At 65.0% G+C, this 12,547-nt stretch carries 11 protein-coding genes; 4 read left to right on the top strand and 7 right to left on the bottom strand.

From position 1 onward, the window contains the following. Positions 1–35 precede the first annotated feature (35 nt). Entirely contained in the window at positions 36–398 is a 363-nt protein-coding gene (locus tag AT701_RS17780) for a VOC family protein (RefSeq protein WP_011729159.1), read from the top strand. A gap of 4 nt (positions 399–402) precedes the next feature. Here AT701_RS17780 and AT701_RS17775 read toward each other — a convergent pair whose 3' ends face one another. Then, positions 403–1,329 carry an SDR family oxidoreductase gene (locus tag AT701_RS17775; protein ID WP_011729158.1) on the bottom strand — a complete coding sequence of 309 codons (927 nt, stop codon included), beginning with the start codon at positions 1,327–1,329 and terminating at the stop codon, positions 403–405. Between the two features lie 81 nt (positions 1,330–1,410). On the opposite strand from AT701_RS17775, the gene AT701_RS17770 reads away from it, so the two are divergent. Next, positions 1,411–2,346, top strand: a complete 936-nt coding sequence (locus AT701_RS17770; protein WP_058126319.1) for a dienelactone hydrolase family protein — start codon at positions 1,411–1,413, stop codon at positions 2,344–2,346. 155 nt (positions 2,347–2,501) lie between these two features. Continuing rightward, complete coding sequence (locus AT701_RS17765) at positions 2,502–3,947, top strand: APC family permease (protein WP_058126318.1); 1,446 nt, start codon at positions 2,502–2,504, stop codon at positions 3,945–3,947. 59 nt (positions 3,948–4,006) lie between these two features. On the opposite strand, the gene AT701_RS17760 is transcribed toward AT701_RS17765, so the two are convergent. Genes AT701_RS17760 through hydA form a run of 4 tightly spaced genes read right to left on the bottom strand, consistent with a single transcriptional unit; the run spans position 4,007 to position 8,940 of the window. Beyond that, a complete protein-coding gene (locus tag AT701_RS17760; RefSeq protein ID WP_003895007.1) occupies positions 4,007–5,578 on the bottom strand; it encodes an NCS1 family nucleobase:cation symporter-1 in 1,572 nt (523 codons plus the stop codon). 13 nt (positions 5,579–5,591) lie between these two features. Beyond that, entirely contained in the window at positions 5,592–6,440 is an 849-nt protein-coding gene (locus AT701_RS17755) for a nitrilase-related carbon-nitrogen hydrolase (protein WP_058126317.1), read from the bottom strand. A gap of 27 nt (positions 6,441–6,467) precedes the next feature. Beyond that, positions 6,468–7,487, bottom strand: a complete 1,020-nt coding sequence (locus tag AT701_RS17750) for a TIGR03842 family LLM class F420-dependent oxidoreductase (protein WP_058126316.1) — start codon at positions 7,485–7,487, stop codon at positions 6,468–6,470. A 40-nt stretch (positions 7,488–7,527) separates the two neighbouring features. Then, a complete protein-coding gene (hydA, locus tag AT701_RS17745; RefSeq protein ID WP_003895004.1) occupies positions 7,528–8,940 on the bottom strand; it encodes a dihydropyrimidinase in 1,413 nt (470 codons plus the stop codon). A 264-nt stretch (positions 8,941–9,204) separates the two neighbouring features. Here hydA and AT701_RS17740 point away from each other — a divergent pair, with 264 nt between their 5' ends. Beyond that, entirely contained in the window at positions 9,205–10,416 is a 1,212-nt protein-coding gene (locus tag AT701_RS17740) for a PucR family transcriptional regulator (protein WP_223495634.1), read from the top strand. A gap of 18 nt (positions 10,417–10,434) precedes the next feature. On the opposite strand, the gene AT701_RS17735 is transcribed toward AT701_RS17740, so the two are convergent. Both AT701_RS17735 and ehuA read right to left on the bottom strand, forming a co-directional pair. Beyond that, positions 10,435–11,712: a cytochrome P450 gene (locus tag AT701_RS17735; protein ID WP_011729152.1), complete on the bottom strand. Its 1,278-nt coding sequence runs from the start codon at positions 11,710–11,712 to the stop codon at positions 10,435–10,437. 55 nt (positions 11,713–11,767) lie between these two features. Beyond that, positions 11,768–12,523 (bottom strand): ectoine/hydroxyectoine ABC transporter ATP-binding protein EhuA, encoded by a 756-nt coding sequence (gene ehuA, locus AT701_RS17730; protein ID WP_003895001.1) that lies wholly within the window; start codon positions 12,521–12,523, stop codon positions 11,768–11,770. Positions 12,524–12,547: the final 24 nt, after the last annotated feature.

The following is a 12,547-nucleotide window of genomic DNA, read 5'->3' as shown; positions in this document are numbered from 1 at the left end:
GTTTGCGCCGCGAAAGTTGAGGTAACCCGGAACCCATGATCGGTACTCTTCGCACCGTGGTTCTCGACAGCCGGGACCCACGCAGTCTGGCCGAGTTCTACGTCAGGTTGATCGGCGGCGAGATCACCGCCGACGAGGGCGACTGGGTGGTGGTGACAGATCCGCAGGGCCGACGGCTGGCCTGCCAGCTCTCACCCGAGCACCAACCGCCGACGTTCCCCGACCCGCGGGGGTCCCAGCAGTTGCACCTCGACATCCTGGTGGACGATCCCGACGCCGCCGAACGTCAGGTACTCGAGCTGGGCGCGACCCGCGTCACCGACGCCATCGGCGAGGACGACTTCCGGGTTTTCCGCGATCCGGCCGGTCACCCGTTCTGTCTGGTGTACAACACCTGAAACTTCACATGGGCGCCCACGCGTCGGGCAGGCGCCCGTCCACATCGGTGAACCCGTAGCAGCGCGCCAGCTCCGTCGACGTCACCGATTGCTGGTTCCACCGCGTCCGGGCGGGGTCGGCGGCGATCGCGGCGACACCGCGGCCGACGAACCGGGGTGTCTCGGATTCGGAGAAGCCCGGGGGAGCGATCGGCTGACCGTCGCCGCGTGCGGGGTTGAGCGCCATCTCCCAGTTCGATTCGCACACGCCGTAGTTGTCGAGCATCATCTCCGACCGCAACCAGCCGGGCGTCACCGAGACGGCGGTGCCGCCGTACGCGGCGAGTTCGTGCCCGTGGCTGAAGGCCAGGCGGTTCACCGCGGTCTTCGCCAGGTCGTAGAACACCGACAGCCGGTAGTTGTCGGCATTGAATTCCGTTGTCCCGTCGGAGATCTCCACGAGCAGTCCGCCCGGGCGAGTGACCAGCAGCGGCAGCAGGCAGTGCGACGTGATCAGATGCGTGTCGATACCGAGACGTAGGAGGCGCAACCCGTTTTCGAGGTTGTGTTCCCACATCGGCCTGCCCCACGTCGCGGGGGGACCCTTGAGGATCTCCGCACCCCAGATGTCGTTCACCAGGATGTCGATGCGGCCCTGCTCTTCGCCGATCTGTTCGGCGAGTGCGCGCACCTGCGCAACCTCGAGGTGGTCCACCGGCACGGCGATGCCTTTCCCGCCCAGGGAGGACACCAATTCCGCTGTCTCCTCGATGGTTTCGGGACGATCGTAGTCCGACCGACAGGTTCCGGTCCTGCTGCTGCGGCCCGTGCAGTACACCGTCGCGCCGGCTTCGCCCAGCGCCGCGGCAATGCCACGGCCCGCTCCGCGCGTGGCTCCGGCAACCACCGCGATGCGATCACGAAGCGCCTCGGGATCCGGTGTCCACCGCATCCACCGAGTATCAACCCCCCAGGCGTCTCACAGTTCCCGTTTGACAGCCGAGATGCGGTATATCGGCGCATACTCGCAAGAGTGACTCCGCTGCAGCGATACATCGCAGAAGAAATCGCCACCGATCACCTCGACGGACTGATGTCACGGCGCGAAGCACTGCGCAGGCTCGGCCTGCTCGGACTGAGCACGGCCGCGGCCACCGCCGTCATCGCCGCGTGCAGTGAACGCGAACAGACCACGACGGCCACGACCGAGAACACCACCGACACCGCAGGTCCGCCGACAACCGAGACGCAACCGCCGTCGGCGGAACCGCCGGGCATGCAGACTGCGCTGCCCACCGCGGCGGTGACGTGGGCCGGACCGACCGGTGAACTGCAGGGCGCATGGGCCGAGGCCCCCGACGCCCGCGGCGCTGTGCTCGTGATCCACGAGAACAAGGGACTCACCGACCACATCCGCTCGGTGGCAGGCCGCTTCGCCGGCATCGGGTACTCGGCGCTGGCGATCGATCTGCTCTCGGGGCAGGGCGGCACGGGACAGTTCGCCGACCCGGCCGATGCCACCGCCGCGTTGAGCAAGATCCCGCCGGAGGAGTTTGTCGCCAACCTGCGGTCCGGGATCGACGAATTGTCCCGTCGCGCGCCCGACCGCAAGCTCGCCGCGGTCGGCTTCTGCATGGGCGGCGGACTCGTATGGCGCCTGCTCGCCGCGGGCACACCGCAATTGGCCGCCGCCGTACCGTTCTACGGTCCGACCCCGGACGACCCGGACTTCGCCGGTTCGAAGGACGTCGCGGTGCTCGCGTTCTACGGTGCGCTCGACCAGCGGGTCAACGCCACCGAACCGGTCGCGCGGGCGGCGCTGGAGAAGGCCGGCCTGGTGCACGAACTGGTCACCGAACCCGGTGCCAATCACGCGTTCTTCAACGACACCGGCGACCGTTACGACCCGACGGCCGCGGCCGACGCGTGGCGACGCATCCAGGAGTGGTTCACCACGCACCTCGCCTGAGTGAGGTCCGGGAGCTCGCGGCCGATCGGTACCCGACAGCGGGCTCGCGACGACGACCGAGTTTTGCGCACGCTGAACCGAGATCTGGTGACCGGTGCGCGAACGGACCAATGTTGCGCGCGTCCCTTCACGCTGCCGACAAAGGACGGTCGACGATGTCCGAGACCACCACGGTTCCAGAATCCCTGGGCGAGCCACCATCCTCACGCCAGTTGCGCGGCAATCTGGGCGTGACCGCGATCGTCTTCATGGTCGTGGCCGCCGCCGCGCCGCTCGGCGTGATCGGCGGTGTTGTGCCGCTCGGGCTCGCCGCGGGCAACGGCGCAGGATTTCCGGCCACCTTCATCGCATCGACGGTGGTGTTGCTGCTGTTCGCGGTCGGTTTCACGGCGATGACGCCGTACGTCGACGAGGCCGGGGCCTTCTTCTCCTACGTTCGGCAGGCGCTGGGCTTCCCTGCCGGTATCGGCATCGCCTTCGTCGCCCTGGTCAGCTATGTCGCGTTGGAGGCGGGCGTGTACGGCCTGCTGGGGCCGGCGGGCGCCAGTGTCGTGGAACTGCTCGGTGGGCCCGCACTGCCGTGGTGGCTGTTCGCCGCGGCGGCATTCGCGCTCACCACCTACCTCGGATACCGCAACATCGAGTTGTCGAGCCGGGTGCTCGGGGTGCTGCTCACCGCGGAAATCGCGATCGTTCTGGTGCTGGATCTCGTGATCGTCGCCCGCGGCGGTGATCACGGTCTGTCGTCTGGCATCGTCAATCCGGGCGCAATCTTCTCCGGCTCGTTGGGCATCGGCCTGTTGTTCGCGATCATCAGCTACGTTGGGTTCGAGGCGACGGCGATCTTCCGGGATGAGGCACACGCCCCCGAGCGCACGATTCCCCGCGCGACCTATGCCGCGCTGATCCTCATCGGCGTGTTCTACGCCGTCACCAGTTGGTCACTGATCTCGGGCTGGGGTGACGACGCAGCCGTCGCCCGCGCCACCGACGACGGCGACACGTTCCTGGGGGACACCGCGCAGCGCTACATCGGCGTCGTCGGCGCCGACATCATCACGGTGCTGTACTTCACGAGCCTGTTCGCGTGCATCCTGGCGTTCCACAACGTCGCATCGCGTTACGTTTTCGCGTTGTCGCAGCGCGACGTGCTACCCGCCTCGCTGAGTGTGCCGCACAGCAGACACGGGTCGCCGCACGCGGCCTCGCTGTGGATCTCCGGCGTGGTGGCGCTCAGTGTTCTGCTCGCCGTGGTGTTCGGCCTCGACCCGGCCGCACAGTTCTACACGTGGTTCGCGGGCACCACGACCGTGGGCATCGTGGTGCTGATGACGGCGACCAGCGTCGCGGTGCTGGTGTTCTTCGCACGCGACCGCCGCGGTCAGTCGCTGTGGCGGGTGCGCATCGCACCGGCGCTCGGCCTGATCGGGCTCGTGGGCGCGCTCGTACTCATCCTGAGCAACCTCAGTGACCTCGTCGGCAGATCCAGCGTGCTGGCCTGGGTGATCGTCGTGCTCTTGGTGACCGCGTTCGCCGCGGGTGTGGTGGTGGGCGCTCGGGTGGGAGGGCGTGCGGCGCCCGATCGGACACCGCGCGCCTGATGCTGCCCAGGCGCCTGCGGCCCAGGACGAGCGTGCGTACCTCGCCACTCGAACGGAGGTCAGGATCTGACAGTCGCCGGTTCGGGTGCGGCGTCAAACGGCACGGTGCTGTGGCGTTTCCGTCGGTGTGCCGCCAACAACCAGTAGACGAACATCGCAACCAGGAAGGCCACCACCCAGTTGTAGTCGTAGAGCGGCCTGAGCAGCGGGACCACTCCGTCGGCGGGGAAGGGGCCGGTCTTCTTCCCGTCTGGGCCGAGCGCTGAGTAGGCTCCGCCCACCGCGACGAATGCGCCTACGGCCGTTGCGATCACCGCGCGGACGTTCCACCCCCTGGTGAAGTGGTAGTGCCCCTCGAGCGTGAACAGTTCCGGCACGCGCAGTTCGGTTTTGCGGGCGAGCCAGTAGTCGGACACCAGCACGCCTCCCACGGCACCCATGATGCCGCCGTAGAAGCCCAGCCAGACGAACACGTAGGTCTCGGGGCTGGCAAGCAGCTTCCAGGGCAGCAAGAGCGTGCCGAGAGCCACCGACACCACTACTCCTCGACGGAAGGTGATGAGCTTGGGTAACGCGTTGGCGAAGTCCAACGCCGGGCTGACCAGATTGGCCGCCATGTTGGTCTGCACGCTGGAGACGACGATGGCCAGTGCGCCGACGAAAACGGCGATGCGACTGCCGAAGTGGGACACCAGGACATCAGGGTTCCACAGGTCCCCGGCAGGTACTCCGTAGTGCTGCGCGGCGAGCGATGTGGCAATGATCGCCATCAGTGACACGACGAGCATGGTTGTGGGCAGGCCCCAGGACTGGCCACGCCGCTGTGCCTTCATGTTCTCGGCGAACCTGGTGAAATCAGGCATGTTGAGCGACAGCGTCGACCAGAAGGCGATATTGGCCATGAGGCTGATCGGGAACACCGCCAGCCAGAAATGCGCTCCCCAGCCCAGATGCGAGGGCTGCGACACGACGGGTCCGAGGTTGCCGCCGGTCTTGAACAGGAGAACCACGATCAGGATCATCACGGCGCCGACCACGATCGGCGCGGCGATTGCCTGGAATCGGCGCAGGGATTCGAAACCCTTGTAGATGACCGCCACTTGGACGACGAGGCAGATGGCGTAACACACCAAGGTCGTGATCGGAACCGTTCCGATGAATCCGAGGTCGACCGGTTCGGCCTGCGACCAGGACGGTCCGATCGCTGCACCGAGCGCGAGGTTGAGACCGAGACCGCCGAACCATGTCTGGATGCCGAACCAACCGCACGCAACGAGCCCGCGCATCACGGCAGGAAGATTCGCCCCGCGCACGCCGTAGGCCGCACGGGCGAACACCGGAAAGCTGATCCCGTGCTTGGCGCCGGCGTGGCTGTTGAGCAGCATCGGAATCAGCACGATGAGGTTCGCCAACACGATGGTGAGCAGGGCCTGAATCCAGTTCATCCCCAACGCGATGAGCGAGGCCGCGAGCGTCCATGTGGCCGGGTTCATGCACATCGCGACCCACAGGGTCAGATAGACGCGACTCGTCCAGGTGCGCATGTGAGGATGGATGGGCCGCAGATCCTCGTTGTACAACGAAGGTTCCAGGGTGTGCCCGTGTGCGTCGAGGGCAATTGGGGAGGCCATCTGTCCGCTCGTCCTAACGCGCCGGGATGGTCTCGTAGGATTCGGGGCGGCGATCGCGATAGAACTGCCAATCGTTGCGCACCGCTCGTACCATCGCGAGGTCGAGGTCGCGGATGACGATTTCCTCGGCGTTCTCCGAGGCCACCTCGCCGACGTAGTTGCCGCGGGGGTCCACGAAGTACGAACTGCCGTAGAACGTGACGGCGTCATCGCCGAATTCTTCGCTCTCGGTACCGATCCGGTTGTTGGCGGCCACGAAGTACTGATTGTTGGCGGCTGCAGCGGGCTGTTCGAGTTCCCAGAGGCGGTTGGACAAACCGGGTTTGGTGGCCGAAGGGTTGAAGACGATTTCGGCTCCGGCGAGGCCGAATTCGCGCCAGCCTTCGGGGAAATGCCGGTCGTAGCAGATGTACACGCCGACCTTGCCGACCGCGGTGTCGAAGATCGGATAACCGAGGTTGCCGGGTTTGAAGTAGAACTTCTCCCAGAACCGATCGACGTTGGGGATGTGGTTCTTTCGGTACTTTCCGAGATATGTTCCGTCGGAATCGATCACAGCTGCGGTGTTGTAGTAGACGCCCGGCATCTCTTCTTCGTAGACCGGCAGGATCAGTACGACTCCGAGGTCTTTGGCGAGTACTGAAAACCGCTCGGTGAGCGGGCCAGGAACCGCCTGCGCGTATTCGTAGTACTTGGCGTCTTGCACGATACCGAAGTACGGCCCGTGGAAGAGCTCCTGAAAACAGATGATCTGCGCGCCGGCCTCGGCGGCGCGGCGGGCCAGGGCCTCGTGCCTGGCGACCATCGACTCCTCGTCGCCGGTCCATTCAACCTGAGTGATTGCTGCTCTGATCACGGTCATCGGGGGGTTACCTGTCTCGTCGAATGTCTAGGTGAGGATGGCGTCGGCGGGGCGGTTGATCACGGGGATGATCGCTCTGCCGTACTCGGCCAGCGTGTGGTCCTGGCCGTCGTGCTGCAGGTAGATGGCGAACTGGTCGACACCGAGCTTCTGCAGTTCCTGCAGTTTCGAGATGTGAGACGGTGCGGGTCCCAGGATGCAGAACCGGTCGACGATCTCGTCCGGTACGAAATCGGCGTGGGAGTTACCGGCGCGGCCGTGTTCGTTGTAGTCGTAACCGACGCGACCTTTGATGTATTCGGTGAGCGCCTGGGGGACTGCCCCGCTGCTGCCGTACCTGGCGACGATGTCGGCGACATGGTTGCCGACCATCCCACCGAACCAGCGGCATTGATCGCGCTGGTGTTCGAGGTCGTCGCCGATGTAGGCCGGTGCGCCGACACAGACCTTGATGTCATCGGGGTTGCGTCCGGCATCTGCCGCGGCGTTCTTGACCCGTTCGATCATCCATTTGGTGATGTCGGGGTCGGCCAGCTGGAGGAGGAAGCCGTCGGCTACCTGACCGCACAGATCGAGTGCCCTGGGACCGTACGCACCGACGTACACATCGAGGGTCGACTTCGACGCCCAGGGGATTTGCACTGTGGTGCCGTTGATCTCGGTCGGGCGTCCATTCCCCAGATCCGAGATCACCTTGACCGCTGCTCGCAGGGTCGCCAGTGACGACGGCTTTCCGGACAAGGTCCGTACGGCGCTGTCCCCGCGTCCGATGGAGCACACGGTGCGGTTGCCGAACATCGAGTTCAAGGTGGCGTGGGTCGAAGCCGTGACCGTGACGTCGCGGCTCAGCGGATTGGTGACCATGGGGCCGACCATGATGTTGCGCGTGGCCGACAGGATCTGGCTGTGGATGACGTAAGGCTCCTGCCACAGCAGGTGCGAGTCGAAGGTCCAGACGTAATCGAACCCTCTGTTCTCAGCGGCGACCGCCAGCTCCACCACGCGTGACGCAGGCGGATCGGGTTGGAGCACGATGCCGAAATGCATTGACAGACCTTTCCTTGCGTGAAAGCGCGACCGGTTGTGGCTAGATGAGGTACTGGCTGAGGCTGCGCTTGAGATACTCGCCGTGGCCCGCCTGGCCGTGAAAACTGTTCTCGTCGACGATGACCCGTCCCCGCGACAAGACGGTGTCGACGTGCCCGTCGACCTCGAAACCCTCCCAGGCAGAATGATCGATGTTCATGTGGTGGGTCTCGGCGCTGATGCGGGTCTTGCCCTTCGGGTCGTATATGACGATGTCGGCGTCGGCGCCCGGTTGAATGACGCCCTTCCTGCCGTACATACCGAACATGCGCGCCGGTGTCGTCGAACAGATCTCGACCCACCGGGGGAGTGAGATCTCGCCGAGCACGACACCTTGGTAGAGCAGGTCCATCCGATGCTCGACTGAGCCGATTCCGTTGGGAATCTTGGAGAAGTCGTCGCGCCCCAGTTCTTTCTGCCCCCTCATACAGAACGGACAGTGGTCGGTCGAGACAACTTGCAGGTCGTTGGTCCGCAGGCCCTGCCACATGTGCTGCTGGTGGTGCTCGGCGCGAGATCGCAACGGTGTCGAGCAGACCCACTTCGCGCCTTCGAAACCAGGCGCCCCGAGGTGTTCTTCGAGCGACAGGTAGAGGTACTGCGGGCAGGTTTCGGCAAAGACGTTGCGCCCGTTGTCGCGTGCCATGGCGATCTGTTCGACTGCTTGTTTTGCGCTGACGTGCACGATGTAGAGCGGGGCGCCGGTGATGTCGGCGAGCATGATGGCGCGATGTGTCGCCTCGGCCTCGGCCTGCCACGGCCGGGTCAACCCATGGTGGTAGGGCGAAGTGTCACCGCGTGCGACGGATTGTTGGACCAAGACATCGATGACACTGCCGTTCTCGGCGTGCATCATGATCAAGGCGCCGTTGTCTCTCGCTTTCTGCATGCCACGCAGGATCTGACCGTCATCGGACAGGAAGACGCCCTTGTAGGCCATGAAGAACTTGAAGCTGGTGACTCCTTCGCGGACCAGTTCGTCCATGGCGGACAACGAGGAATCGTCCACGTCGCTGAGGATCTGGTGGAATCCGTAGTCGATGGCGCACTTTCCGGCGGCTTTCTCCTGCCACCGTTCGTACTGAACCAGAGGGTTCTCCCCGGCCTTCTGGACGACGAAGTCGACAATCGTCGTGGTGCCACCCCAGGCCGCGGCCCGCGTCCCCGTTTCGAAGGTGTCGGAAGCGTTCGTGCCCCCGAATGGCATCTCCATGTGGGTGTGGGCGTCCACGCCGCCGGGAATGACGTACTTGCCGGTGGCGTCGATGGTGCGGTCTACCACCGGAGGGTGATTACCCAGCGATGTCCCAGGGGCGAAGACGGCCGCGATCCGCTCGCCATCGACCAGTACGTCCGCGGTACAGGTGCCGGTGGCGTTGACGATCGTGCCTCCGGTGATCAAGGTGCTGCTCATTACCAATTCATTCACTCTCGTCTGCTGTAAAAGCTCGGTCGAGTCATCCATCGGTCGCCCGGTTGACAGCCGACGGCACTGGGTCATATCGCGCGATGCGGTGTAGGCGATCTTTGAAGAATGGTGTGGTGCGCCTTGGTGTTTCCTGAAAACTGCGCCCGGTCACAATGTATGTGATGCACGCGCATCGAACCAGCCGCATGATGCACCGAAAATGCGAGTTATCCGTGTGCACGTGCACATGTGACCACTACGGTGACGTTCATGCGCAAATCGTCCGATGCCGGCCAGTGGTCACGCAGCCGCTGGATGGAGTTGATCAACAGCGTGACCGACCACCGCGACCAACTGGTCGATGCGTTCATGGCGCAGGTCGATGACGGGCGGCGCTTCTATGACTCGAAGGTGGAGACCGCTGACCTCCGTGAGAGTTCGCGCGCCGCCTTCACGATGCTGCTCAGACAGCTTCGAGGCACACCCACCAGCGAGGAGGATCTCCGCATCACCCGTGAGCTCGGCGTGCGGCGCGCCTCGCAGGGCGTCGAGTCGGAGAAACTGACCGCCGCCATACACCGGGATTTCTCGGTGCTGTGGGCGGCTTTTCGCGAGTTGGCGGAGGATGACGACGCTGCCGTGTTGGCCGAACACGCCGAAGATGTGTGGCGTGTGGTCGACGGATTCGCCGGGCGTATCCACGCAGCTTACTTCGACGAGGTGATCGCCATCGCCCAGGAACGGTCACTGAGCGTGCAATCGCTGTTGGCGAAGTTGGTCACCGACGAGTACCCGTCGTTGACATTCATCGCACGGGCGGGGCAGGCGCTCTCGATCCGCGAGACCGACGGCATCTGGGTTGCTGCGGCTCTGGCGTCTGAGGGCACGCCCTTACAGCAGTTTGCCGAGCGACTCCGTCGGCGTGGCAGGCTGGCCTACACCTATGCGATGGGCCAGTGCATCGTGGCGGTGTGGGTGGCCGACGTCGTCGGTAGCGAGCTCGACGGTGTACCCGATGGATGCACTTCGGACCCGGAGTACGCGGATCTGAAACCGGTGCGATGCGGCGTTTCGCCGCTCCACCGGGGAGTCTCTCAGCTGAGGTCCGCGGCTCAGATCGCCTGCGAGATAGCCCTGTCCATGCATCCTGACCACATCGGTCCCGCAACTGCCGCGGATGTCTGGCCTCTGGTGGCGGGAGCCGCCTTGCACTCTCGTCTGCCCGTGCTGGAGGAATCGATTCGGGGTCCGCTACGCGACTGCCGACCCGCCGAGTTGAAAGTCTTGATGGAGACGATCAGTGTCTTCGCCGGGAATGGCGATGTGAGTGCGACTGCGGCCGAACTGTTCTGCCACCGGAACACGGTGATGAAACGAATCCGTCGGCTCAAGGAACTCACCGGGCTGGACATGACGGTACCGAAAGACTCGGCGCGTGTCCTGGTGGCGCTTGCGCCGGAATTGGCGGCAGTTTCCGACTAGAAATCCCGAGCAGCCGGCTCAGCGCCACGCGACCGGAAGGCGCTTGATGCCGTGGATGAATGCCGATTGCAGACGGTCGGGTTCCTCGGTGGCGACGATGTCGGGCAGGTGGCGGTGCAGTTCGGAGAACAGCACGGTGATCTCGCGCCGCGCGAGGTTGGCGCCCAGGCAGAAGTGGGCGCCACCGCCGCCGAATCCCACGTGCGGATTGGGATGGCGCTGCACGTCGAACATCCACGGGTTGTCGAACTTCGTCTCGTCGCGGTTCGCCGAGCCGTACCACAGCGTGACCTTGGACCCGGCCGGAAGCGCTGTGCCGGCCAGTTCGGTATCGCGGGTCACGGTGCGGCGCATGTAGCTCACCGGCGATGCCCAGCGCACGATCTCCTCGACCGCGGTGGGGGCGAGTTCGTCGAAGCGTGACCACCACAACCGGCGTTGTTCGGGGTAGCGGGTGAGTGCGAGAACGCCGTGGCTGATCGCGTTGCGGGTGGTCTCGTTGCCCGCGACGACCAGCAGGATGAAGAACGACGCGACCTCGGCCGAGGTGAGCCGTTCCCCGTCGACCTCGGCCTGCACCAGGCTTGTGGTCAGGTCGTCGGCCGGCGCCGAGCGACGTTGGTCGGCCAGCGCGGTGGCATATGCGCCGATGTCCATCGCGACGGTGACGAACTCGTCGAAATCCGTTGTCAGATCGGGGTCGCCGAAGCCAAGGATCACGTTGGTCCAGTGAAAGATCTGTTGGTGGTCGCTCTCCGGGATGCCCATCATGTCGCAGATGATCTGCAGCGGCAGCGGTCCGGCAAGTTCGGTGACCAGTTCGGCGTGGCCGTCGGGATTGCGATCGACCATGCCGGCCACGAGCCTGCGGGCCCGGTCACGCACCGAATCCTCGATGACGGCGAGCACCCGCGGGGTGAACGCGCTGCGGACGATGTTGCGCAGCCGCGTGTGTCGCGGATCGTCCATGGCGATCATCGAGCCGAAATACTCTGCGAGTTCCGGGGTTTGATCACCGATGACGATCCCCGACGCCGAACTGAACAACTCGGGGTGCCTGCTGGCGTAGAACACGTCGTCGTGGCGTGTGAGCGCCCAGTGGCCCGCACCCTGCGGAAAACCCTCCTCGGTGTCGAACGCCGGGTGGAACGAGATGGGGGCCTCACGGCGCAGCGTGGCGAACGCGCCGTCGCGGATGTCGTCGTCGAGTGCCCAGAAGTCCCACGACCCGAGGTTGATCTCCGACAACGGCACATCGGGCGGAGCCGCCCCGTTGACCCGCGGTGCGATACCCATGCCGCCAGGGTAGAGCGCCGCGGCGCCGACGGGTGGAATCCCGGCGGAAATACGGTCAGCGGTCGAGCACGGCATGCAGGAAACGCTGGGTGCGCTCGTGCGTCGGATTTCTCAGCACCTGCGCGGGCGGGCCGGTCTCGATCGCGGTTCCCGAATCGAACATCACCACCCGGTCGGAGATCTCCTCGGCGAAGCGCATCTCGTGGGTCACCATCAGCATCGTCATGTCGGTGTCGTTGGCGAGGTCGCGGATCACGCCGAGCACGTCGCCGATCAGTTCGGGGTCCAGTGCCGACGTCGGCTCGTCGAACAGCAGCACCGAGGGGCGCATCGCCATGGCACGCGCGATCGCGACCCTTTGCTGCTGTCCGCCGGAGAGCTTGTGCGGCTTGTGGTCTGCGTGTTCGCTCAGCCCGACCATCTCCAGCAGGTCGCGGGCGCGTGTGGAGGCCTCGGCCTTCGACATGCCGAGAACGTGCACCGGTGCCTCGATGATGTTCTCGAACGCGGTCATGTGCGGGAACAGGTTGAACTGCTGGAAGACCATGCCGACCTTGCTCCGGGTGGCGCGTAGCGCCCTGGTCTCCTTGCACTTCTTGCCGTCGCGGGCGTCCCACAGTGTTTCACCGTCGATCGTCACCAGTCCATCGTCTGGGGTCTCCAGTGTCATGAGGATGCGCAGAATGGTGGTCTTGCCCGACCCGGAAGGTCCGATGATGGAGACCTTCTCTCCGCGCGCGACCTCGAAGTTGAGTGAGCGCAGGACGCGGTTGTCGCCCCAGCTCTTGCTGACGTTCTCGAATGTGATCATCAGGCCTTCCCGTCGTTACATGCA

This window comes from Mycolicibacterium smegmatis, assembly GCF_001457595.1.
Lineage (GTDB): Bacteria > Actinomycetota > Actinomycetes > Mycobacteriales > Mycobacteriaceae > Mycobacterium > Mycobacterium smegmatis.
This window is presented reverse-complemented; position numbering and strand designations above follow the sequence as displayed.